This window comes from Cellulophaga sp. RHA19 (assembly GCF_002813425.1).
GTDB lineage: Bacteria > Bacteroidota > Bacteroidia > Flavobacteriales > Flavobacteriaceae > Cellulophaga.
Genome location: NZ_PHUL01000001.1, coordinates 2,170,622 through 2,192,896 on the forward strand (window position 1 = coordinate 2,170,622; position 22,275 = coordinate 2,192,896).

Consider the following 22,275-nt stretch of genomic DNA (forward strand, 5'->3'; position numbering starts at 1 on the left):
TTGTTTGTTGTTAATTTAGAATACTATCCTTTTCTACTTTTAATATTGATACAACTGCTTTTAAAGGAACATTAGTGCCAATTTTATGGTCATCTCCGTGGTAACCATAACCTAACGAAGACGGAAAAAAGAAGGTAGCAGTTTCGTTTTCTTTTAAAAGTTTAACGCTTGTGCGTAAGCCTAAAAAAAGTTCTTGCTTGTCCACCTTATATTGTATAGTTCCAATATCATTAAAGCCGTAAATAGTATCGTTATTTAAATTTAATAAGCTATAGCGCATTGTAACCAAATCATCTGGTTGTATGGTCTGTTTTTCTTGCTCATTTTTAGTATTGTAATAATACCAAGAACCATTTGTACCACTTACATAGGTATTTGTAGAGTCTTTTTTAATAATAGCCTGTATAGCAGATTCTTCTTTAGCTAGTAATAATTTATTACGTTCTATAGATTGTTTAATGTAACTACCTGTTTTAACTTTTATTGGTCTACGTGGTTCTGGACCGTCACAACTAATAAAGCATAAAACTAAAACTAAGTATATAATTTTTTTCATCCTTTTAATTGATCTTTATATTTGTCTAACAACCCAACAAACTTGTCTGTTGTTTCCTGTAGAGATATATCACTTTTTCCGCCAGCTGCATTATCGTGCCCTCCACCTTCAAAATTAGCTCTTGCAAATTCGTTCACAGAAAAATTTCCTTGAGATCTAAACGATATTTTTATAATTCCTTCGTCTTTATTTTCAATAAAAATAACGGCAAAAATAATATTGTCTAACGTGAGTCCGTAATTAACAATCCCCTCTGTATCTCCCTTTTTAAAGCCATTTTCATCTAATTCTTCTTGGCTAAGAGTAATGTATGCGGTATTGTAATCTTCTAGAATAACCATATTTTTTAAGGCACAACCTAAAATATGTAGTCTACTAGGAGAGTTGGTGTCAAATACCTTATTATGTATGGCCATATTCTCTGCACCCTTATCTATTAGATCTGCAACAACACGGTGTGTTCTACTTGTTGTAGATGAGTACTTAAAAGAGCCAGTATCTGTCATTATGCCTGTATACAAGCAATTGGCAATATCTGCAGTAATTTTAGAAGTATCTTCTATAGCTTCAATAAAATTGTAAACCATTTCGCAAGTAGAGCTCATATGCACATCAGAATAGGTAACTTTTGCATAGTCTGATGGTGCTTGGTGGTGGTCAATCATTATAAATGTACCTTCTGCAGCTTCTAAGCTTTCTTGCATAAAGCCTACACGAGATAAATGATTAAAATCTAATGTAAAGATTAAACCAGCCTCCGTAATATGTTTTTGGGCAAGATCTTTATCATTCTCAAAAATGATAATTTCTTCTTGTCCTGGCATCCATTTTAAAAACTTAGGAAAATCGTTAGGAGCAATAACTACAGCATCTTGACCTCTGTTTTTTAGGTAGTGCATTAAGCCTAAAGTAGAGCCAATTGCATCACCATCTGGATTTTTATGTGGTATTATAACTATTTTTTGTGGTGAGCTAAGTAACGACTGCACCACTTTACTATCTTCTATATTCATAAGCACCAAAGATAGTGTTTTTAGTAAATGCTCAAAATACAGAACAGTATTTATAAACTTGCAATCTTATGTTTAAGTTAATACCTTATATATTGCTTTAGTATGTAAAAAAATAGTCTTAAAATTGTTACTTAAATTATAAATTCAATATTTTGAAGAAAACTATTTTTGTTCTTGGTTTGTTAGTTGCTTTTGCATCTTGTAAAACAGTAAAAACTATAGAACCAGCAGTAGCATTAAATACTAAAACAGATTTTACAATTGCTTTTGGATCTTGTAATAAGCATGATGAGGTAAACCCTTTGTGGGATGATATACTTTCTACAAACCCTAATCTATGGATTTGGGGAGGAGACATTATCTATGCAGATACAGATAATATAGAAAAAATAAGAGCTATTTATGCTGCTCAAGATAATGTTCCGGGATATAAACAATTAAAAGAAAAGGTTCCTGTAATTGGTACTTGGGATGATCATGATTATGGTTTAAATGATGGTGGCGCAGAGTTTAAGGCAAAGAAGGAAAGTGAACAAGAGTTTTTGGACTTTATGGATGTGGCTAAAGATAGTCCTCGTAGAACAAGAGAAGGTGTTTACGCTGTTCATAATTACAACTTGCCAGAGGGGAAAATAAAAGTTTTGGTTTTAGATACACGCTATTTTAGAACGGCTTTAACACCATCTACAAGTAAAAAAAGACGTGTACAACCTAATGTTTACGGAGAGGGAACTATTTTAGGTGAAGAACAGTGGAAATGGCTAACAAACGAGCTTGTAAATTCTGATGCAGATTTTAACGTGCTAATTAGTAGTGTACAGTACTTGTCTAATAAACACGGTTTTGAAGGCTGGGGGAATTTTCCGCATGAAGTAGATAGGTTGAAAAAATTATTAGTAGAAAGCAAGGCTAAAGGAACAATTATTTTATCTGGCGACAGACATATATCTGAGTTTTCTGTAGATACGGTAAAAGATCTAAATTATCCTTTGGTAGATTTTACAAGTAGTGGTTTAACTCATACTTACACAGGCTTTAATGGAGAAGAAAACCCATATAGAGTAGGAGAGGTAGTTTTTGTAAAAAGCTTTGGACTTTTAAATTTTGATTTTAAAACTAAAACTGTAGACTTTAAGATGATGGGAGATAATGGGCAAGTGTTAGGAGAATTAAAACAAACGTATTAAGTAGCTTGTAATCATAAACCTAACAATCTATTAACGGTTGCTTTACAAGCTTTTAAGTTAATTTGTTGCGTGTTATATTAAAAGCATTATTTTTGCAAAAAATTAAAAAGACGATGATTACAAACAGAACTTTTACAATGATTAAGCCAGACGGTGTAGAAAATGGTCACATTGGTGGTATTTTAGAAAAAATTACATCTGCAGGTTTTAAAATTGTAGCTATGAAATATACGCAGTTAAGCACAAGAGATGCAGAAGCATTTTACGCTGTACATAACGAGCGTCCGTTTTTTGGAGAGTTAGTAGAATTTATGACTAGAGGTCCTATTGTTGCTGCTATCTTAGAAAAAGATAACGCTGTTGAAGATTTTAGAGCTCTTATTGGTGCTACTAACCCAGCTGAAGCTGCAGAAGGTACTATTCGTAAATTATATGCAACTTCTATAGGAGAAAATGCAGTACACGGATCTGATAGTGATGAGAATGCTGCTATTGAAGGAGCTTTCCATTTTTCTGGAAGAGAAATTTTCTAGATCTCACACAAAAAATACTAAAAAACCATCAAGTATTACTTGATGGTTTTTTTATGCTTTAAAATAAAATTTAGTTTAGCGTAGTACTAGTTTTTTAACTACTTCTTTTCCTAAATCTTCATTTATCATTTTTATTATTTTGGAATTTCCGTGACTTAATTCTTCTCTTAAAACAGAAGAACTTAAAGACACATACAAAGTTCCGCCTCGCAACTCTACAGCGGTAGTGTAGTTGTTTACGCCCGGCCCCATAAGGTTTTTCCATGCAGTACGCGTATCTACAACGTTTATACCACGGTCTAACTTGTTTTCTTTAATAAAATCTTGTAAAAGATCTCCTAGTTGTAGGTTTTCTTTTTTTCGTTTTGCCATTATTAGTCTATTTGTATAGGTTGGTAGCGTTTGTAAACGTATGTAATTTGTTCGGTATCCTTTACAGTAAAAGAGTCTTGTGTAAGATTTAGTAATTCTTCTTCTCTCTGGGTAAGGTCGTTTGTGTATAGTATGGTAAAAGTAGTTTCTTTTTGGGTAATTAATACCTTGTCTATATCTTTATTTGTGTTAAAAGTGCCTCCTATTTTTGGCTGTAATTTTGTTCTAAATCCTTTTAGATTATCAATCTTAAAAAAATCTACCATAGGACTAGCTTTATAATTTTTGCTGCTACCGTCTGCAAAAAAAACTTGGCTAATTTCCCAATATCCGTTTAGGAGGTGCAAATCTTCTTTTTTTACAGCGGTTTTACTGTTACATCCTATAACCAGTATTATAGCAAGTAAAAAGATTATTTTTTTCATTTTAAGACTTATTTTTTAGGCAGATGATACGCTTGTTTTGCAAATTTAGGTATAAAATAAGAGTAAGTTTTGGTCTTATTTTATTTTCTGATAATAAAAACGAAAACCGTAATACTTAGCTATTAAAGTTTAAATATCTTGTAACTCTGGTGTATATTTTTTACCACATTTTCAGTACGGTCTGCGTGTGTGTCACTAATAAAAATTTGTCCAAAATTATCATCATCTACTAAAGATACAATTTGTGCTACTCGGTTCTCGTCTAGCTTATCAAAAATATCATCTAATAATAAAATAGGAGTTGTTTTAGCTTGTTCTTTTATAAAATTAAACTGCGCTAATTTTAAAGCAATTAAAAATGATTTTTGTTGTCCTTGACTACCAAATTTTTTAACAGGATATTCATTAATCTCAAAAGATAAATCATCTTTATGTGTACCTACAGTTGTGTATTGTACAGCTCTGTCTTTTTCTAAACTTTCATCAAACAACTGCAATAAACTTTTTTCTAGTAATTTACTATTGTAAGTAATGGTAACATTTTCTTTGCCTCCAGAAATAGCTGCGTATTGCTCTTTAAAAATAGGAATAAAAGCATCTAAAAAAGCAACACGTTCTTTGTGTATTATACTCCCGTATTCTTGCAATTGTTCATTATAGACACTAAGTGTTGTTTTGTCAAAAGTATGGTTTACAGCAAAATATTTTAGTAAAGAATTACGCTGTAAAAGTATCTTGTTGTATTTTAAAAGGGCAGTTAAATACTCTTTGTTAGATTGTGATATTACACCATCTATAAACTTACGTCTTGTGTCACTACCTTCTAAAATAAGATCGCGATCTGCAGGCGATATAATAACTAAAGGTAAAAAACCAATATGATCAGAAAACTTATCATATGCTTTACCATTTCGTTTAATTACCTTTTTTGCACCCTTTTTTAAGCTACAAATTATTTTTTCATCTCTTTCTCCTTTAAAAAACAAACCATCTACAACAAAAAAATCTTCACCGTGTTTTATGTTTTGTGAGGCAATTGGGTTAAAATAACTTTTGCCAAAAGATAAGTGGTAAATAGCATCTAAAATATTTGTTTTTCCTACGCCATTACTACCAACAAAGCAGTTTATTTTAGCATCAAAATCAAATTCCTTAGAGTCAAAATTTTTATAATTTACAAGAGATAATTTCTTTAAAAGCATTCTGTTTTTGGCAAGTTTTATTTTGAAAATATAAGAGAAGTCGCAAATTATTGAAAAATAACGAATAAATAAGGTTTTAAATTTCAATAAAAACTTTATTTTTGCGCGATTAACAAAATTAACTATGGCTACATATAAAAAGCGAGGATACAAACCAAAGACTAAAGAAGAAGAAGTAGAAGTACAAGAACAAGATAGCACAACTGCAGAAGTTTTTAATACTTTAGATGAAAGTGCGTCTAAATCTGAAGAATGGGTAGCAAAGAACCAAAAAGTAATTTTAGGTGTTATTGGTGTTATTGCCGTTGGTATTTTAGGTTACTTAGCTTATGTTAATTTTGTACAAAATCCAAAAATAAACGATGCTAATAATGAAATGTATTACCCAGAGCAATACTTAGACCAAGCATTAAACAATACATCTGCAAACAAAGATTCATTATTAACTTTAGCTTTAAACGGTTCTGAAGGTAAATACGGATTTTTAGATATTATTAAGGACTACAGTGGTACACCAACAGCTAACTTAGCTAGTTACTCTGCAGGTATGGCTTACTTAAACTTAAAAAATTATAAAGAGGCAATTAACCATTTAGAAGACTTTAGTACAGATAATGTTACTTTAGGCGCTTTAGCAAAAGGTGGTATAGGAGATTCTTTTATGCAGTTAAACCAAACTGAAGATGCTTTAGGATATTATGAAAAAGCAATTGCACAAGGAGATAACGATTTTACAACTCCAAGGTATTTATACAAAGCGGGTATTGCAGCTTTAGAATTAGGAGAAAAAGATAAAGCGTTAAAATTCTTTGAAAGAATTAAAAACGAATACTCTGCATCTATAGAAGCAACAACTATTGATGCATTTATAGGAAAAGCAAAATAAGAAAGATATGGCTACGGCTAATAAAAATTTATCAGTTTACGATAAGGCTTCAATCCCAAACGCGAAAGATTTTCGGTTTGGGATTGTTGTTTCAGAATGGAACACAGAAGTTACAGAAGGATTATATAATGGTGCAATAGAAGCATTATTAGATTGTGGAGCAGTACAAGAAAACATTATACGTTGGGATGTTCCTGGTAGTTTTGAACTTACTTTTGGTAGTAAAAAAATGATTGCAACACAAAAAGTAGATGCAGTTATAGCTATTGGTAGTGTTATACAAGGAGAAACCAAACATTTTGATTTTGTATGTAGTGCAACAGCGCAAGGAATAAAAGACTTAAATGTACAAACAGATACACCAGTTATTTTTTGTGTGCTTACAGACAATAACTTACAACAAGCAATAGACCGTAGTGGTGGTAAGCACGGTAATAAAGGTACAGAAGCAGCTATAGCAGCAATTAAAATGGTAGCTTTAGGAAACTAAGCTCTGTTTTAAATATCATATAATTACTCCTAAGAGTCTTTTTAATAAAGATTTTTAGGAGTTTTTTTTATATTGATTTTAGCCTTTTTATGCTATTTTGACTTGTTAACAAGTTTTGGCATAGTATCTGTGCTATTTTTTGTGTTTTTAAGTACCTTTGAAAATCTAGCTATTATGGGAAAATTTACAAGATTACGGAAGAATAAATCGTACGAATACAAGCCTCGTTATTTTGATGATAAAGGTGAGGGTAACCCGTATAAAATTCAACATAAACTAGATCAATACCGTACAACTGTTGGCCCAAGGCAAGGATTAAAAAGTAAGTTTGGAAACGCTTTTTCTGACTTACGCAAAGAGGGAGACAGAAATATGAAAATAAGAATGGCTATTATTATTACCATTTTAGTTTTCGCTTTTTTATACATTATAGACTTTGACCTTTCAATATTCTCCATAAAATAATGGCAGATATCATAAAACTTTTACCGGACCACGTTGCAAACCAAATTGCAGCTGGTGAAGTTGTTCAGCGACCAGCATCTGTAGTTAAAGAACTACTAGAAAATGCAATAGACGCAGGAGCAACAACTATAAAATTAATTATAAAAGATGGTGGTAAATCTCTAATACAAGTTGTAGATAACGGTGTTGGTATGAGTGCTACAGACGCTAGACTTAGTTTTGAGCGCCACGCAACATCTAAAATACAAAGTGCAGAAGATTTATTTAATCTAAACACAAAAGGGTTTAGAGGTGAGGCTTTGGCTTCTATTGCGGCAATTGCTCGTGTAGATTTGCAGACCAAAACAGCTGACGAAGAAACAGGTACGGCTATAGAAATAGAGGGTAGTGAAATTAAATCTCAAGAGGTTGTTGCTACACCACAGGGTACTTCTTTAGCTGTAAAACACTTGTTTTTTAACATACCTGCGCGTAGAAATTTTTTAAAGTCTGATGCTGTAGAATTGCGTCATATTACAGATGAGTTTCATAGAGTAGCTTTAGCGCACCCAACAATTGCTTTTAATTATTACAATAACGGAAGCGAACTTTTTAATTTGCCAGAGTCTAATTTTAGACAGCGAATAGTAAATATTTTTGGTAAAAAATCTAACGAGAAATTAGTACCTGTAGAAGAAGAAACTCAGGTTGTAAAGGTTTCTGGTTTTATATGTAAGTCAGAGTTTGCTAAAAAGAGTAGAGGAGAACAGTATTTTTTTGTAAATAATAGATTTATAAAAAGTCATTATTTGCATTACGCAGTACTTGCTGCTTTTGAAGGGTTAATAAAACCGGGTACACATCCTGGTTACTTTTTAAATTTAGAAGTAGATCCTTCATCAATAGATATAAATATACACCCTACAAAAACAGAAATTAAGTTTGATGATGAGCAGACTTTATATGCTATTTTAAGGTCTACTATAAAGCATAGTTTGGGGCAGTTTAATGTAGCGCCAACTCTAGATTTTGAGCACGATAGTAATTTGCAAACACCATATGATTATAAAAATAAGAATGCAGTGTTGCCAAAAGTAACTGTAGATTCTACTTTTAATCCGTTTGCAGAAGAAACAAAGGTAACTTCTAGTAATTCTCCAAAATCATCATCTACTTCTTCTTTCTCATCATATAAAAAACCTAGTCCACAAAGTTGGGAGAGTTTGTATGTAGAAACTGCACCAACAGAGGTTAAAGCTTCTGGTTTTGAAGGATTAAGTTTTGAGTCTGAAGTTAGTACAAAGTCTATTTTTGATGATACTGAGGATGATTTAGATACAACAGCAATTACATTTCAGTTAAAAAGAAAGTATATTGTAACTACTATTAAATCTGGTATGGTTGTAATAGACCAAGGAAGAGCACACCAACGTGTGTTGTACGAGAAATTTTTACGTACTGTTACTTTAAATGAAGGATTAAGTCAGCAATTACTTTTTCCAATACAACTATCGTTTTCTTTAGCAGAAATAGATATACTTAAAGAAATAAAGGATAATTTAACTACTATGGGCTTTGTTTTTGGCAACATCAGCGAAAGTGTAGTAGAAATAAATGGTATTCCGCCAATGGTAGCAGAGGCAGAAGTAGATGCTATTTTTGATGAGTTAATGGCAGATTGTCAGCAAAATGTAGGAGCAGATGGTTTTTCACAGGCAGATGTTTTAAGCAAAGCATTGTGCAAATCTTTAGCTGTTAAAACAGGAGATGTACTAGATAAATTATCACAATCTGCGCTGGTAAACGATTTGTTTGCGTGTACAGAATCTATGGTAAGTCCGTTTAACAAGCCAATTTATGTGACTATCACAGAAAATGATATTGATAAAAAATTTATATAATGGGTAGACTTACAGATGTTATTAAGCATTTAATTATAATAAATGTTATTTTCTTTTTGGCAACAGAAACCCTAGGGGACCAAATGTACCAGTGGTTTTCTTTGTGGTTTCCAGAAAATGAAAATTTTCAATTGTGGCAATTGGTGTCACATATGTTTATGCACGGAGGTTTTATGCATATAGCATTTAATATGTATGCTTTGTACGCTTTTGGTACGCCTTTAGAACAAATGTGGGGTAAAAATAAATTTTTATTCTTCTATTTTTCTGCTGGTATTGGCGCAGCATTAATACATACAGGTGTTAACTATTTTTACTTTAATAAAGGTTTAGATGCTATTGTAAATTCAGGGGTTAGTAAGGAGCACGTAATGAGTATTATAGCAGAGGGTAAATATATGCCAGACTGGTATAATGTGGCGTCTAAAAGTACAATAGATAATTTTTTAAGTGCTTATAATACGCCAGCAGTAGGTGCTTCTGGAGCCATTTATGGTGTTTTAGTAGCCTTTGGTATGATGTTCCCAAATGCCGAATTAATGATGATATTTTTACCTATTCCAATAAAGGCAAAGTATTTTATTCCTGTTTTAATTGGTATCGATTTATTTTCAGGCATAACAGGTTATTCTTTATTTGGTGGCGGAATTGCTCATTTTGCACATATTGGTGGTGCCATTTTTGGATTTATTATGATGTGGTACTGGAAAAAAAATCAGTTTAACAACAATCGCTGGAATTAAAAATGAATGGAGATTTAAAATATCAATATGCAAGATTAAACGTTGCTGAAAAATTAATAGCTATTAATGTTGTTGTTTTTTTATCTACTCTAATCTTTGTTAATTTATTTAGGCTGCCAAATATTGTGCAGTGGTTTAATTTGCCTGAAAACATAGGTGATTTTATTTTACAGCCTTGGTCTATTGTTACATATTCTTTTTTTCATAATGGTTTAGGACATATTTTTTGGAATATGTTGATGCTCTATTTTTTTGGGAGAACTTTTTTAAACTTATTTAATGCCAAAAAGTTCTTAAATGTATATTTTTTAGGAGTAATAGTAGGTGGCTTATTGTTTATGCTAGGTTATAATACTATACCAGCTTTACTTGGACAAAATAGTGTTTTAATTGGTGCATCTGCAGGTGTAACGGCGGTTTTAATTTTTGTATGTACTTATTTACCAAACCAAACAGTGCGTCTGCTAATTATAGATTTAAAATTATGGCATTTGGGTGTTATAATAGTTGTTTTAGATTTAGTTAGGTTATCTACGGGGCAGAATGTAGGCGGAATGTTAAGTCATTTAGGTGGTGCAGCTTTAGGTTATGTTTATGCAAAACAATTAACTAATGGCACAGATATAGGAGCAGGTTTTGGTAGGTTTATGGATAGTTTAGCTAATATTTTTAAGAAAGAAAAAAAGGCGCCTATGAAAACAGTTTATAGGAATACAGCATCTAAATCAGCATCAAATAAGACAGTACATAATACAGCAACAACTATAGATCGTAAAAAGGCAGATAAGCAACGTAAAATTGATGCTATTTTAGATAAAATTAGCAAGTCTGGCTACGAGAGTCTATCTAAAGAAGAAAAAGATTTTTTATTTATAGCGGGTAAAGAGGACTAGTGAAAAAGCAATCGTTTTTTAATAGAATTGTATTTGTTCTCAATTATTTGTTTGCATTACTACTTTGTGTTTCTTACTTAGCACCATATATATCTGTGAAAGTACTTCCATTTTTATCTGTATTTAGTCTGTCATTACCTTTATTAGTTTTAGTTAATGTTATTTTTTGTTTGTATTGGTTACTTGCTAAAAATAGGCGAATACTACTTTCTGCGTTAGTACTTATTCTAGGTTATTTCTTAATAGATTCTTTTTTTAAGTTTTCTTTTAAAAGTGAAGAGGCTAGTAGCAAGGATTTAAAAGTGATGAGTTACAATACAAGAGGTTTTAATAAATATGAATGGTCTAGTGATAAATCTCTCGGTGATAAAATTATTGATTTTGTGTTAAATGAAGATCCAGATGTAGTATGTTTTCAGGAATTTAGTAGAGTTCGTTATCATCAACTAAAACATAGATATAAATATAATTATGTTGCACCTGGGTTTTATGTGAATAAGGTAAACCAAGCAATTTATTCTAAATATCCAATAGTAAATACGGGCGAGTTACCATTTAAGCACACAAACAACATTGCCAGTTTTGCAGATATACTTTATAAAAATGATACCGTAAGAGTTTATAATTTACATTTAGAGTCTTTAAAGGTTGTACCAGATATTGAGACAATTTCTAATGAAGAGTCTTCTAAATTATATGGCAGAATAACAAAGTCGTTTAAAAAGCAACAAGACCAAGCTAAAATAGTGCAAGAACACAGAAGAAAGGTGGCTTATAAAACCATAGTTTGTGGTGATTTTAATAACAACCAATACTCTAATGTGTACAGGACTATAAAAGGAGATTTACAAGATAGTTTTATTAAAAAAGGAACTGGTTATGGTAGAACTTATAATTTTAAATACTATCCTGTTCGTATAGATTTTATTTTGGCTAGTAACGAATTTAGTGTTACTGGGCATAAAAATTACGATATAAAACTATCGGACCATTTTCCTGTAATGGCTACTTTTAATTTAAGAGCTAATAAATAAACAGTCTACAATATCTGCTAGCATATGTAGTAGTAATGCTATTCCAAAAATTCTTGTTTTCTTAAAAAATAACAAACCAATATAAACAATCATTGCCCAATAGGTGTGTAATGGATGAAAGTTAATACTACATCTGTTAGCTTCAAAAATAGGTGTGGCAAGTAAGTGGTCTAAATCTATTAAAATAGCGGCTAAAAGTATTATAATAGCTCTAGAGCGCTGTTCCTTGTAAAAAAAATAACCAATTAATATGGGTACAATAAAGTGTATACCGTAGTGTAAGCAAAACCTAAGCATTGTTTAATTTAAGTGTATGATTTTGCAAATAGGTAAGTGCATTTGTGCCTTCATTAAAAAGTAAATCTAAAATACTGCAGTTTTCTATAAAGCCATTACGATCGTTAAAAACCTGAAAGTATTCTTCTTGTTTAAAATCTATTTTGCTTTTAGATGAAACAAGCAGCCTGCCATCTATTATATCATTAGGATTTTTTTGAAAAGTAGAAGTTTTTTCTTGGGGCATATCAACCTGAAGAAAATCACATATTAGTGATGTTGTTTCTAAATTTAGATCTAATAAAAAAGTATGTTTTTTTTCAAATAAAGAAATAAGTTCGTCTTCATAAAACTCAAAAAAAGCAGATGTTCTATAAGCTGTTTCTAGTGTTCTCCAATGTTGGCGTTGCCAAGCATAATCATTCTCTACTTTTACATCTTTGTATAGCTGTTTACCACTAGATTTACCTATGTGTTTAATAGGTATGTTTAGCATATGCTTGCCAATGTCAGCAGCAATATATGTTCTGTTTCTAAATGTTTGCTTTTGGTAATTATCATTCACTTCCCAACATACTTTATTGTTTGCTATAGCAATAAAGTTTGCAATATTTAAAAAATACCCAGGGTGTAATAAAACAGACATTAAATTTATATGTTAGTGTAATTAAAGGTGAGTATGTAAGTAGATTTACACACCCATCTTTGATATTATTATTATTATTTAGTGTGTTATTAACTAGTTTTTTTCTTCTTTTTTCTAAAGTAGTCAAAGGCAAAGTACGCAACTAATGCTATTAAAAAATATTTTAAGTATGATACAGGTTCTCCAGAGCCTCCAACTGTTGTAAAGAAACGATTCCAACGAGGTTTCCAATTAGAGAAACCATCATTAATACCATCTATACTCATCCAAATAAATATAGGTTTACCTACAACGTGGTTTTCTGGTACAAAGCCCCAGTATCTACTATCTTCAGACTGGTGTCTGTTATCACCCATCATCCAAAAATAATCTTGTTTAAAGGTGTACGTATCTGTTACTTTACCATTAACAGTAATTTGGTTTCCTGCTTGTGCTAGTGTGTTACCCTCGTACTCTGTTAGTATTTTTTTGTAAATAGGCAGGTTTTTAGTGTTTAATTTAATTGTAGCACCTGCTTTAGGAATGTAAATAGGGCCAAAATTATCTTCCGTGCCTGCTAAATTTGCATTTTGTGGAAACACCTTTGTAGTAGGGTTTTTGTAGCTAAACTTTTTAACGCTCACTACTGCGGATAACTTTTCAATTTTTTTAGCTTCAGCTTCCGTAAGGTTAAACAAGTTCATTGTTCGTACATCTTCAGCTTTTAGGTAATTTTTTATTTTTTCACTTCCAAAGTTACCTGTGTAATAAACGTAGCTAGAGTCTTGTTTTATTTCATCTAAATTAGTTCCTTTTTTCATTAACTCAGGAACGTTGTTTTTTTGTAAAACCTCCTTTGGTATACGTGTGGTATATCCTGTAAAGTTTTTTCTTCCTAAGATGTTAAGAACAGTATTGTCTAAAGGCGCTTTTGTAGTTACTACATGAAAAAACATAGGTTTTGCTCTGTCTGGTAAAACAGTTTTTTTTCCATTAATGTGCACATAGCCATCTACAACAGAGATTGTATCTCCAGAAATACCAACACAACGTTTAACGTAGTTAGATTTTTTATCAATTGGTTTTTTCACTCCTTTTTCCCTAACAAAAAACTGCCTTACTGTATCTGCTGGCCAGCTAAAAACAACAATGTCATTTCTTTTTATTCTCTGAAAACCAGGTAGTCTAAAATAAGGTAATTGCGGTTTGTTTAAGTATGATTTTAATCCTAGTACAGGTAGCGTATCGTGTACCATAGGAGCCGCAACCGTTGTCATTGGAGTACGTGCACCGTAATTAAACTTGCTTACAAATAAGAAATCGCCAACTAAAAGTGTTTTTTCTAAAGATGAAGTAGGTATTACATAAGGCTGTATAAAATAAGTGTGTACAAAAGTGGCTGCAACAATTGCAAATACTATAGAGCTTACCCATTCTCCTAAACCAGTAGTTGGGTGTAAACTTCTGTCTTCTATATATTTTACATCTAACGCGTAGTTTACATAGTAGATATAAAACCCAAGTGTTAATATAACTAACCAAGTGTCTAAAAGACTATTTTTACCGTAACTTCTAATAGTTTCTACCCAAATTACAGGAAACATTAAAAGGTTAATTATTGGAATAAAAAGTAGAATTACCCACCATTTTGGTCTTCTAATAATTTGCATTAAAACAATAGCGTTGTAAACAGGTATTGCTGCTTCCCAAGCTTTTCTGCCCGCTTTAACGTATAGTTTCCACGTTCCTAAAAAGTGTATTACTTGTATTATTAGGATAAAAATGATCCACTGAGATATATTCATTTTTTTAATTTATGGGTTTAAGTATACTATTATTGGTGTCGTATTTTTTAAAACTAAATTATTTTTTACGAAACAGTCTACTTTGTGTTATTTTTTAACTTTTAATTAAGTTCAAGAACGTCTTTCATAGTAAAAACACCTGTTTTACCAACAATCCATTCGGCAGCAATTACAGCTCCAAGCGCAAAGCCTTCTCTGTTATGTGCTGTATGTGTAATGTCTATACTATCTACATCGCTATTGTAACTTACTGTGTGTGTGCCAGGAACTTCTGGAATCCTTTTTGCTACAATTGGAATGTTATTTTCGTCTGCCTCATTAAGCTGCCAGCCTTTGTATTTGGAGTGTTCTAAAACACCTTCTGCTAATGTAATAGCAGTTCCACTTGGAGCATCTAATTTTTTTGTATGATGAATTTCTTCCATAGTAACATTGTACTGTCCTAACGTTTTCATCATTTTTGCTAAGTAACTATTAAGTTCAAAAAATATATTTACACCTAGGCTAAAGTTTGATGCGTATATAAAAGCACCTTTTTTGTTAGTACACAATGCAACAGCATCATCATATTTATCTAGCCAACCTGTTGTACCAGATATTACAGGAATGTTATTGTTTATACATTTTTCAATATTACCAAAAGCAGCATTTGGCAAGCTAAAATCTATAGCTACATCTATGTTTGAAAAATCTATATTTGTAGTATCTGCATCTATTTTTGCAACAATAGTGTGGTTTCGGTTAGTGGCTAACTGTTCTATCATTTTACCCATTCTTCCGTACCCGAACAAAGCAATATTCATACTCTAAAATTTTATTTGTAACGCAAATCCGTAATTAGGATCTGCTGTAATAGGATTGTACTCTAAATAAGGTTTAATGTTTAAACTAAGATTGTCATCTACATTAAACTGTCTAAGATGCGCTTTTACATTAGCTTCAATAATATTTAAGGCATACAAGCCAATAGTAATAAGTAAAGATAAATCTCTGTCTTCTTGGTAGCGTTCTTGTGCTCTTTGTAAATCGTCATCACCTAACCTCGGATTTCCAGGATCTATTTCTTGACCGTTAAAGGTGTAAAACTCATCATCCATAAAACCAGCTTTTCTTCTTTTAAAAGCATCTCTGGTTCTATTGTATTGCTTATTGTTATAAGTATATGCATATACACCAGTACCAATTGCAGCGTAAACCAAAGGAACTTTCCAAGTATCACCATTATAAACCTGACCTAAACCAGGTAAAATAGCAGAATAAAATGCAGCTTTACTAGGAGCTAACGGGTCTATTCTTCGGTTTTTGCTTAAAAGAACTTCGTCTACAAGTACTCCTTTTTCTTTTAAATCTTGTGTAAGTGAATCCTTTTCTTGTTTAGTTTTTTTTTGATCTTGTGACCAACCTAAAACAACAAAAAAACTAAAAAACAGTAGTGTAATTAGGTTTTTAAGCACCAGTAATTATTTTTTTTAATCGATCAAAATCTTCAGCAGAAGTAAAAGAAATTGTAATTTTTCCTTTTCCTTTTTCAGTTGCTGTAACAGCTACTTTTGTATTTAGATGTTTTTCTATTTTAGCAGAACCATCTTTTACAAAATCTGGAGATTTACTTACTTTTTTAGTAGCGGCTTTAGGTGTGTTACCACCTTCTTGATGCTCTTTTACAGCTTTTTCTGTGTCTCTAACAGATAAATTGTTTGATACTATTTTCTCGTACAAGTCTATTTGGTCAGACTTTTTATCAACGTTAACTAAAGCTCTACCGTGCCCCATACTAACAAAGCCATCTCTAATACCGGTTTGTATAATAGGATCTAGTTTTAATAGACGTAAATAGTTGGTAATAGTAGACCTTTTTTTTCCAACACGCTCACTCATTTTTTCTTGAGTCAGTTGTATTTCATCAATAAGTCTTTGGTATGATAAGGCTATTTCTATAGGATCTAAATCTTGTCTTTGGATGTTTTCTACCAAAGCCATTTCTAAAGACTCTTGGTCATTAGCAATTCTAATATAAGCAGGTATAGTCTCTAGTCCAAGTAATTTAGAAGCTCTAAATCTACGTTCACCAGAAACAAGTTGGTACTTATTAAATTCTAATTTACGTACAGTAATTGGTTGTATAACACCTAATTCTTTTATAGACGTAGATAATTCTACTAACGCTTCTTCATTAAAGTGAGATCTTGGCTGAAAAGGGTTAACTTCTATTAAATCTAAATCTAACTCAATAATATTACCAACAACTTTGTCAGCATTTTTATCTTCAGCAGAATTAATATCATTTTCAGGATCTTTAAGTAAGGCAGATAAACCTCTACCAAGAGCCTGTTTCTTTGTTGCTTTCGCCATTATACTTTCTCCTTATTTTTTTTCATTATTTCGTTCGCCAAATTTAAGTAATTGGCAGCTCCTTTACTACTTGCATCATACTTAATAATGCTTTCTCCGTAACTAGGTGCTTCACTAAGTCTAACGTTTCGTTGTATTATAGTTTCAAAAACCATTTCAGAGAAATGTTTTTTAACTTCTTCTACTACTTGGTTAGATAGTCTTAATCTAGAGTCAAACATTGTAAGTAACAAACCTTCAATATCTAATTCTGGATTGTGAATTTTTTGAACACTTTTAATAGTGTTTAATAATTTGCCAAGCCCTTCTAAGGCAAAATACTCACATTGTATTGGAATTACAACAGAATCTGATGCTGTAAGTGCGTTTAGTGTTAAAAGTCCTAAAGATGGTGCGCAATCTATAAGAATATAATCATATTTATCCTTAATTTCCGCAATTGCTTTACGCATCATATACTCGCGCTGCTCCTTGTCTACCAGTTCAATCTCAATTGCAACCAAGTCTATATGAGATGGTATAAGATCTACATTTGGTGATGTAGTAGGCATAACTGTTTCAGAAGCAGATTTGGTGTGCTCTAACAATTCATACGTACCAACGTCAACGCTATCAACATCTATACCTAAGCCAGAAGTTGCATTTGCTTGTGGATCAGCATCTATAAGCAATACTTTTTTTTCTAGTACGCCTAGGGAAGCGGCTAGATTAACAGAGGTGGTAGTTTTTCCAACTCCGCCTTTTTGATTAGCGATGGCTATTATTTTGCCCATTGTCATAGTAAGTTTAGTGGGGCTAAAAATACACTTTTTTACGACTATATAAAACCGAAGTTGTTAATAGTTTGCAAATAAAAAGCAGCTATAGGTAGCTGCTTTTGTTTTTTTAGTGCCAAAATCTGAGATAAATTTTAATTTTTTAACTCATTTTCAGCGTATTTTATTTTAAAATGAAATAAGTTTTACTCCATTAAAATTTCTAAAATTTGAATGGCAGCATCACTAATTTTTGTTCCAGGACCAAAAACGGCAACTGCACCAGCATCAAACAAAAATTGGTAATCCTGTTTAGGTACTACACCACCAACGATAACCATAATATCTTCTCTGCCGTGTTTTTTGAGCTCTTTAATTACAGCAGGAACAAGTGTTTTATGACCAGCAGCTAATGAAGAAACACCTAAAATGTGTACATCATTCTCTACGGCTTGTTTGGCAGCTTCTTCTGGTGTTTGAAAAAGTGGACCTATATCTACATCAAAACCTAAGTCTGCATAACCTGTAGCTACTACTTTGGCACCACGGTCGTGACCATCTTGTCCCATTTTGGCAACCATAATTCTGGGTCTTCTACCTTCTGTTTCTGCAAAAGCATCTGCCATAGCTAATGCTTTTTTAAAACTTTCGTCGTTTTTAATTTCTTTAGAGTACACGCCTGTAAATGATTGTATTTTTGCTTTATGTCTGCCAAAAACAGTTTCTAGAGCATCACTAATTTCACCTAATGTAGCTCTGTGCTTAGCAGCTTCTACAGCTAAAGCTAATAAATTTTTAGAAGTACTGTTATTTTCGCTAGCATTTTTACTCTCCTCAGCTGCTTTTGTTAAGTTGGCTAATGCCGTATTAACTAACTTAGTATCTCTTGTGGCTTTAATATGCTCAAGTCTTTCTACTTGTTGTTTGCGTACTTGTTCATTATCAACCTCTAAAATATGCAAGTCATCTTCGTTCTCTAATTGGTATTTATTTACCCCAACAATTACATCTTCATTACTATCTATACGTGCTTGTTTTTTAGCAGCAGCTTCTTCAATTCTCATTTTTGGTATACCAGCCTCAATAGCCTTGGTCATACCACCTAATTCTTCTACTTCCTCAATTAACTCCCACGCTTTTTGTGCAATTTCTTTGGTTAGTTTTTCTACGTAATAACTACCTGCCCAAGGATCTACTGTTTTTGTTATCTTGGTTTCTTCTTGTAGGTAAATTTGAGTGTTACGAGCAATTCTTGCCGAAAAATCTGTTGGTAGTGCAATTGCTTCGTCTAATGCATTGGTATGCAAACTTTGTGTGCCACCAAATGCCGCCGCCGCCGCTTCTATGGTTGTTCGGGCAACATTGTTAAACGGATCTTGCTCGGTTAAACTCCACCCGCTGGTTTGGCAATGTGTACGTAATGCTAAAGATTTTGCATTTTTAGGATTAAATTGTTTTACCAATTTAGCCCATAACATACGACCAGCACGTAGTTTTGCAACTTCCATAAAGTGGTTCATTCCTATAGCCCAAAAGAAAGATAGGCGAGGAGCAAAACTATCTATATCCATACCGGTTTTCAGTCCGGTTTTAATATATTCTAATCCGTCTGCTAAGGTATAGGCAAGTTCTATATCTGCCGTTGCACCAGCTTCTTGCATATGGTAACCAGATATACTTATGCTATTAAATTTAGGCATAAACTCACTAGTATACTCAAAAATATCTGCAATAATTTGCATAGAAGGTGTAGGTGGGTAAATGTAGGTATTACGCACCATAAACTCTTTTAAAATATCATTTTGTATAGTCCCAGCCAGTTGGTTTAAAGCAACACCTTGTTCTTGCGCGGCAACAATATAAAACGCCAAAATGGGTAAAACAGCACCATTCATAGTCATAGAAACCGACATTTTATCTAGAGGAATACCACCAAATAAAATTTTCATATCCTCAACAGAGTCAATTGCAACACCTGCTTTACCAACATCTCCAACCACACGTTCATGGTCACTGTCATAACCTCTGTGTGTAGGCAAATCAAAAGCAACAGACAATCCTTTTTGTCCTGCAGCTAAATTACGCCTGTAAAAAGCATTACTTTCTTCTGCAGTAGAAAAACCTGCATATTGCCTTATTGTCCAAGGTCTGCGTACATACATAGTAGAGTATGGGCCTCGTAAATTTGGAGCTAAACCAGCAACAAAATTTAAATGTTCTACACCATCTAAATCTTGTTTAGTGTATGTTTTTTTTACAGGAATACCTTCTGCAGTGTTAAAAATAGAAGTATCAGATTTTTTAGCACTGTCATCTATATTTAGTTCTAAGTGTTGTAAATCTTTTCTACTCATCTTTTAATCTGTTTTGTTCTAAGGTTTCTGCCAATCTTTTTTCAATAATTGGTTCTATAAGTGTTTTACGGGCATTTGTTTTTACAAACGGGTACAACTCTAAATCTTCCTTTATTTTGTCAGCTTTATTTATATACTTGTTAGTACCAACCAAGACTTCCTTTTCGGTATTAAAAAGCTCTTGTTCTTTAGCTGCACTTTCTTTAATTTTCTTTTGAATGCTGTGGTTTTTTAAGTTTGATAAAAATCCGCCACTAGCTTCTATCGATTTAAAAAGTTCTAATGCTTTTTCTGCTAATTGATGCGTTAGAGACTCTATATAATAAGCACCATCTGCAGGATTGGTAACTACATCTAAATAGCTTTCTTTTTTTAAAATAAGTAACTGATTCCTTGCAATGCGTTCTCCAAATTCATTATCCTTATGGTAAATAGCATCGTAAGCCAAATTGTATATGGTATCTGCACCGCCCATACTTGCTGCCATACACTCTGTAGTGGTACGTAGCATATTTACATTATAATCATACAATGTTTTATTTCGCTTACTTGGTACAGCTAAAATAGTACAGTCTGCATTTGTGTTGTATTCTGCAGTTAGTGTTTTCCACAGTAAACGTAATGCTCTTAGTTTAGCAATTTCAAAAAAGTAATTACCAGAAACACTAACTTTAAATGTAAAGTTAGGAATGGTATCTTCTATAAAATAATTTAAATATTCGTTAGCGTGTGCCACAGCAAAAGCCAACTGCTGTACCATTGTGGCTCCTGAATTTTGGTATGTACTTACATTAACACCAACTGTATTGGTTGCTTTTTTAGATATCTGAGTAAGTACCTCGTGGTCTTTCTCTAGATTATAATACCAATTGCCTGTAATGGCTAAATTGCCAATTATGTCTACATTGTAATGTATATTTACTTCTTGTTTTTTACAGAATTCTTCAATTTTAGAAATATATTCTGATGATAAAAACTGTAGAAAAAAGTAAATTGTTTTATGTTTTAAATCGATGTTTTTTAAGAGAACGTGAATCTTAATTTCATCATTAGGAATCGTAAAAATTAAGTCTTCAGCACCTCTTTCTAAAGCATTAATAGCTTTTTTATTTGCAGCAGCTTCGTTATGCACAAAAATAGCCTGACCAACTTTCCAGTCTGGTGTAGCTACATTTGTTGTTTTACCAGCAAGATCATCTTCATTGTAAAAAGGTTTAACCTTAATACCTTCTGGGGATTCCCAAACAAGCGTGTCATTATAGTCGGCACCTTTTAAATCTACCTGAATTTTTTGTTTCCATTCTTTGGTAGACACTTCAGAAAAATCATTAAACAATGTTTTTTTACTCATCTTCTTTAGTTTTAATGCTGTCTTGGTATTCTATTAAATAAATTTCTTCGTCTTTCTTTTTTAGAAAGTACTGCTCACGTGCAAATTTTTCTAATTCTTTAGGATCACTTAGTTTTTCAATAATTTTTTTGTCTCGTGCAATTTCATCCTTTAAATATTCTTTCTGCTTTTCTAGACTTTCAATCTGGTTTTGCAGTTCGTTGTGTATAAAGAGAGAGTTGGTGTCAAAAAAAATCATCCAAATAACAAAAACAGTAAGTACTAGCACATACATATTTGTAGCTACGCCAAACCATTTTTTACTTCTAAGCTTTTTAAAAATCATCTAAAAATTAAACTAATTTCTCGTTTATAATTGTACGTACAATATCTATGGCAACGGTATTGTGTTTGTTGTTTGGTATAATAATATCTGCGTATTCTTTACTAGGTTCTATAAACTCTGCGTGCATAGGTTTAATAGTACTTTGGTATTTTTCTAGAGTTTCATCTAAATCCCAACCTCTTTCATTAACGTCTCTTTTAATACGTCTAATTAAACGTTCATCAGAATCTGCGTGTACAAATATCTTAATATCCATCATTTTTCTAATTTCTGGATCTGTCATTATTAAGATACCTTCTACAATAACCACTTTTCTAGGTTGTGTAGGTACGGTTTCATCTGTTCTGTTACATTCTAAAAAAGAGTACACGGGCTGTTGTATAGTGTGTCCTTTTCTTAATTCTTCTAAGTGTTGCTTTAATAATTTAAAGTCTATTGATAGTGGATGGTCAAAATTCGTTTTTCTTCTTTCTTCTAATGATAAATGAGAAAGATCATTGTAGTAAGAATCTTGAGAAATTACGCATACTTCATCATCTGGTAATTCATTAATAATCTGGTTTACAACCGTTGTTTTACCACAACCTGTACCACCAGCTATCCCTATTATTAACATAAATTTAGTTTTTTTTGTCAAAAATACAATTTTGCTATTATATATTTTTGATTATTCCGTTTAGTATTGATTTTATTACGGTAAACGCACTTACTTTAACTTAAAATTTAATGGGGTTAGCCTGTTATTTTAAAGCA

At 32.2% G+C, this 22,275-nt stretch carries 25 protein-coding genes; 9 read left to right on the forward strand and 16 right to left on the reverse strand.

The window, feature by feature from the left end; all coding sequences use genetic code 11:
• Positions 1-10 precede the first annotated feature (10 nt).
• Both gldI and AX016_RS09565 read right to left on the reverse strand, forming a co-directional pair.
• Positions 11-556 carry a gliding motility-associated peptidyl-prolyl isomerase GldI gene (gene gldI / locus AX016_RS09560; RefSeq protein ID WP_100895386.1) on the reverse strand — a complete coding sequence of 182 codons (546 nt, stop codon included), beginning with the start codon at positions 554-556 and terminating at the stop codon, positions 11-13.
• Positions 553-1,569 (reverse strand): DHH family phosphoesterase, encoded by a 1,017-nt coding sequence (locus AX016_RS09565; protein WP_100895387.1) that lies wholly within the window; start codon positions 1,567-1,569, stop codon positions 553-555. Before AX016_RS09565 ends, gldI begins: the two co-directional genes overlap by 4 nt.
• Positions 1,570-1,721: 152 nt before the next feature.
• On the opposite strand from AX016_RS09565, the gene AX016_RS09570 reads away from it, so the two are divergent.
• Together AX016_RS09570 and AX016_RS09575 are read left to right on the forward strand one after the other, a co-directional pair.
• Positions 1,722-2,756 carry an alkaline phosphatase D family protein gene (locus AX016_RS09570; RefSeq protein WP_100895388.1) on the forward strand — a complete coding sequence of 345 codons (1,035 nt, stop codon included), beginning with the start codon at positions 1,722-1,724 and terminating at the stop codon, positions 2,754-2,756.
• A 113-nt stretch (positions 2,757-2,869) separates the two neighbouring features.
• Entirely contained in the window at positions 2,870-3,289 is a 420-nt protein-coding gene (locus tag AX016_RS09575; RefSeq protein ID WP_100895389.1) for a nucleoside-diphosphate kinase, read from the forward strand.
• Positions 3,290-3,364: 75 nt separating this feature from the next.
• Here AX016_RS09575 and AX016_RS09580 read toward each other — a convergent pair whose 3' ends face one another.
• The 3 genes from AX016_RS09580 to recF form a co-directional block, all read right to left on the reverse strand.
• Positions 3,365-3,661 (reverse strand): DUF721 domain-containing protein, encoded by a 297-nt coding sequence (locus tag AX016_RS09580; RefSeq protein WP_100895390.1) that lies wholly within the window; start codon positions 3,659-3,661, stop codon positions 3,365-3,367.
• Between the two features lie 2 nt (positions 3,662-3,663).
• Positions 3,664-4,086, reverse strand: coding sequence for a hypothetical protein (locus AX016_RS09585; protein ID WP_100895391.1), 423 nt, complete (start codon positions 4,084-4,086; stop codon positions 3,664-3,666).
• A gap of 122 nt (positions 4,087-4,208) precedes the next feature.
• Positions 4,209-5,288 carry a DNA replication/repair protein RecF gene (gene recF, locus AX016_RS09590; RefSeq protein WP_100895392.1) on the reverse strand — a complete coding sequence of 360 codons (1,080 nt, stop codon included), beginning with the start codon at positions 5,286-5,288 and terminating at the stop codon, positions 4,209-4,211.
• A 124-nt stretch (positions 5,289-5,412) separates the two neighbouring features.
• Here recF and AX016_RS09595 point away from each other — a divergent pair, with 124 nt between their 5' ends.
• The 7 genes from AX016_RS09595 to AX016_RS09625 all read left to right on the forward strand — a co-directional run bounded on the left by AX016_RS09595 (position 5,413) and on the right by AX016_RS09625 (position 11,679).
• Positions 5,413-6,174 carry a tetratricopeptide repeat protein gene (locus AX016_RS09595; protein ID WP_100895393.1) on the forward strand — a complete coding sequence of 254 codons (762 nt, stop codon included), beginning with the start codon at positions 5,413-5,415 and terminating at the stop codon, positions 6,172-6,174.
• A 7-nt stretch (positions 6,175-6,181) separates the two neighbouring features.
• On the forward strand, positions 6,182-6,664 hold the full coding sequence (gene ribH, locus AX016_RS09600) for a 6,7-dimethyl-8-ribityllumazine synthase (protein ID WP_100895394.1): 483 nt from the start codon (positions 6,182-6,184) through the stop codon (positions 6,662-6,664).
• Between the two features lie 174 nt (positions 6,665-6,838).
• Positions 6,839-7,129 carry a riboflavin synthase subunit beta gene (locus AX016_RS09605; RefSeq protein WP_100895395.1) on the forward strand — a complete coding sequence of 97 codons (291 nt, stop codon included), beginning with the start codon at positions 6,839-6,841 and terminating at the stop codon, positions 7,127-7,129.
• Complete coding sequence (mutL, locus tag AX016_RS09610) at positions 7,129-9,009, forward strand: DNA mismatch repair endonuclease MutL (protein ID WP_100895396.1); 1,881 nt, start codon at positions 7,129-7,131, stop codon at positions 9,007-9,009. The genes AX016_RS09605 and mutL overlap by 1 nt, the downstream gene beginning before the upstream one ends.
• On the forward strand, positions 9,009-9,752 hold the full coding sequence (locus AX016_RS09615) for a rhomboid family intramembrane serine protease (RefSeq protein ID WP_100895397.1): 744 nt from the start codon (positions 9,009-9,011) through the stop codon (positions 9,750-9,752). Before mutL ends, AX016_RS09615 begins: the two co-directional genes overlap by 1 nt.
• Positions 9,753-9,754: 2 nt before the next feature.
• Complete coding sequence (locus tag AX016_RS09620; protein WP_100895398.1) at positions 9,755-10,645, forward strand: rhomboid family intramembrane serine protease; 891 nt, start codon at positions 9,755-9,757, stop codon at positions 10,643-10,645.
• Between the two features lie 95 nt (positions 10,646-10,740).
• Entirely contained in the window at positions 10,741-11,679 is a 939-nt protein-coding gene (locus AX016_RS09625) for an endonuclease/exonuclease/phosphatase family protein (protein ID WP_232732616.1), read from the forward strand.
• Here AX016_RS09625 and AX016_RS09630 read toward each other — a convergent pair.
• The 11 genes from AX016_RS09630 to udk all read right to left on the reverse strand — a co-directional run bounded on the left by AX016_RS09630 (position 11,662) and on the right by udk (position 22,138).
• A complete protein-coding gene (locus AX016_RS09630) occupies positions 11,662-11,976 on the reverse strand; it encodes a DUF6122 family protein (RefSeq protein ID WP_100895400.1) in 315 nt (104 codons plus the stop codon). The genes AX016_RS09625 and AX016_RS09630 overlap by 18 nt on opposite strands.
• Positions 11,969-12,601, reverse strand: coding sequence for a WbqC family protein (locus AX016_RS09635; protein WP_100895401.1), 633 nt, complete (start codon positions 12,599-12,601; stop codon positions 11,969-11,971). Before AX016_RS09635 ends, AX016_RS09630 begins: the two co-directional genes overlap by 8 nt.
• Before the next feature lie 89 nt (positions 12,602-12,690).
• Positions 12,691-14,385, reverse strand: coding sequence for a signal peptidase I (lepB, locus tag AX016_RS09640; protein ID WP_100895402.1), 1,695 nt, complete (start codon positions 14,383-14,385; stop codon positions 12,691-12,693).
• 101 nt (positions 14,386-14,486) lie between these two features.
• Complete coding sequence (gene dapB, locus AX016_RS09645; protein WP_100895403.1) at positions 14,487-15,188, reverse strand: 4-hydroxy-tetrahydrodipicolinate reductase; 702 nt, start codon at positions 15,186-15,188, stop codon at positions 14,487-14,489.
• 3 nt (positions 15,189-15,191) lie between these two features.
• Positions 15,192-15,839 carry a DUF5683 domain-containing protein gene (locus AX016_RS09650; protein ID WP_100895404.1) on the reverse strand — a complete coding sequence of 216 codons (648 nt, stop codon included), beginning with the start codon at positions 15,837-15,839 and terminating at the stop codon, positions 15,192-15,194.
• Complete coding sequence (locus AX016_RS09655) at positions 15,832-16,737, reverse strand: ParB/RepB/Spo0J family partition protein (RefSeq protein ID WP_100895405.1); 906 nt, start codon at positions 16,735-16,737, stop codon at positions 15,832-15,834. Before AX016_RS09655 ends, AX016_RS09650 begins: the two co-directional genes overlap by 8 nt.
• Positions 16,737-17,510: a ParA family protein gene (locus AX016_RS09660; RefSeq protein ID WP_100896840.1), complete on the reverse strand. Its 774-nt coding sequence runs from the start codon at positions 17,508-17,510 to the stop codon at positions 16,737-16,739. The genes AX016_RS09655 and AX016_RS09660 overlap by 1 nt, the downstream gene beginning before the upstream one ends.
• 188 nt (positions 17,511-17,698) lie before the next feature.
• The gene (scpA, locus tag AX016_RS09665) at positions 17,699-19,846 is read right to left on the reverse strand and encodes a methylmalonyl-CoA mutase (RefSeq protein ID WP_100895406.1); all 2,148 of its coding nucleotides are present in this window, start codon (positions 19,844-19,846) and stop codon (positions 17,699-17,701) included.
• Positions 19,839-21,197: a methylmalonyl-CoA mutase subunit beta gene (locus tag AX016_RS09670; protein ID WP_100895407.1), complete on the reverse strand. Its 1,359-nt coding sequence runs from the start codon at positions 21,195-21,197 to the stop codon at positions 19,839-19,841. Before AX016_RS09670 ends, scpA begins: the two co-directional genes overlap by 8 nt.
• Positions 21,190-21,522: an FtsB family cell division protein gene (locus tag AX016_RS09675; RefSeq protein ID WP_100895408.1), complete on the reverse strand. Its 333-nt coding sequence runs from the start codon at positions 21,520-21,522 to the stop codon at positions 21,190-21,192. Before AX016_RS09675 ends, AX016_RS09670 begins: the two co-directional genes overlap by 8 nt.
• Before the next feature lie 7 nt (positions 21,523-21,529).
• Positions 21,530-22,138 (reverse strand): uridine kinase, encoded by a 609-nt coding sequence (gene udk / locus AX016_RS09680; protein ID WP_100895409.1) that lies wholly within the window; start codon positions 22,136-22,138, stop codon positions 21,530-21,532.
• Positions 22,139-22,275: the final 137 nt, after the last annotated feature.

What these genes read in the sequence shown, in the direction of transcription:
- AX016_RS09675 (WP_100895408.1), bottom strand. Translation starts at nt 21,522, where the DNA reads ATGATTTTTAAAAAGCTTAGAAGTAAAAAATGGTTTGGCGTAGCTACA.
- AX016_RS09655 (WP_100895405.1), bottom strand. Translation starts at nt 16,737, where the DNA reads ATGGCGAAAGCAACAAAGAAACAGGCTCTTGGTAGAGGTTTATCTGCC.
- AX016_RS09605 (WP_100895395.1), top strand. Translation starts at nt 6,839, where the DNA reads ATGGGAAAATTTACAAGATTACGGAAGAATAAATCGTACGAATACAAG.
- AX016_RS09630 (WP_100895400.1), bottom strand. Translation starts at nt 11,976, where the DNA reads ATGCTTAGGTTTTGCTTACACTACGGTATACACTTTATTGTACCCATA.
- dapB (WP_100895403.1), bottom strand. Translation starts at nt 15,188, where the DNA reads ATGAATATTGCTTTGTTCGGGTACGGAAGAATGGGTAAAATGATAGAA.
- AX016_RS09575 (WP_100895389.1), top strand. Translation starts at nt 2,870, where the DNA reads ATGATTACAAACAGAACTTTTACAATGATTAAGCCAGACGGTGTAGAA.
- AX016_RS09595 (WP_100895393.1), top strand. Translation starts at nt 5,413, where the DNA reads ATGGCTACATATAAAAAGCGAGGATACAAACCAAAGACTAAAGAAGAA.
- ribH (WP_100895394.1), top strand. Translation starts at nt 6,182, where the DNA reads ATGGCTACGGCTAATAAAAATTTATCAGTTTACGATAAGGCTTCAATC.
- lepB (WP_100895402.1), bottom strand. Translation starts at nt 14,385, where the DNA reads ATGAATATATCTCAGTGGATCATTTTTATCCTAATAATACAAGTAATA.
- AX016_RS09660 (WP_100896840.1), bottom strand. Translation starts at nt 17,510, where the DNA reads ATGGGCAAAATAATAGCCATCGCTAATCAAAAAGGCGGAGTTGGAAAA.
- AX016_RS09565 (WP_100895387.1), bottom strand. Translation starts at nt 1,569, where the DNA reads ATGAATATAGAAGATAGTAAAGTGGTGCAGTCGTTACTTAGCTCACCA.
- AX016_RS09615 (WP_100895397.1), top strand. Translation starts at nt 9,009, where the DNA reads ATGGGTAGACTTACAGATGTTATTAAGCATTTAATTATAATAAATGTT.
- AX016_RS09635 (WP_100895401.1), bottom strand. Translation starts at nt 12,601, where the DNA reads ATGTCTGTTTTATTACACCCTGGGTATTTTTTAAATATTGCAAACTTT.
- recF (WP_100895392.1), bottom strand. Translation starts at nt 5,288, where the DNA reads ATGCTTTTAAAGAAATTATCTCTTGTAAATTATAAAAATTTTGACTCT.
- AX016_RS09585 (WP_100895391.1), bottom strand. Translation starts at nt 4,086, where the DNA reads ATGAAAAAAATAATCTTTTTACTTGCTATAATACTGGTTATAGGATGT.
- mutL (WP_100895396.1), top strand. Translation starts at nt 7,129, where the DNA reads ATGGCAGATATCATAAAACTTTTACCGGACCACGTTGCAAACCAAATT.
- AX016_RS09670 (WP_100895407.1), bottom strand. Translation starts at nt 21,197, where the DNA reads ATGAGTAAAAAAACATTGTTTAATGATTTTTCTGAAGTGTCTACCAAA.
- scpA (WP_100895406.1), bottom strand. Translation starts at nt 19,846, where the DNA reads ATGAGTAGAAAAGATTTACAACACTTAGAACTAAATATAGATGACAGT.
- AX016_RS09620 (WP_100895398.1), top strand. Translation starts at nt 9,755, where the DNA reads ATGAATGGAGATTTAAAATATCAATATGCAAGATTAAACGTTGCTGAA.
- AX016_RS09580 (WP_100895390.1), bottom strand. Translation starts at nt 3,661, where the DNA reads ATGGCAAAACGAAAAAAAGAAAACCTACAACTAGGAGATCTTTTACAA.
- gldI (WP_100895386.1), bottom strand. Translation starts at nt 556, where the DNA reads ATGAAAAAAATTATATACTTAGTTTTAGTTTTATGCTTTATTAGTTGT.
- udk (WP_100895409.1), bottom strand. Translation starts at nt 22,138, where the DNA reads ATGTTAATAATAGGGATAGCTGGTGGTACAGGTTGTGGTAAAACAACG.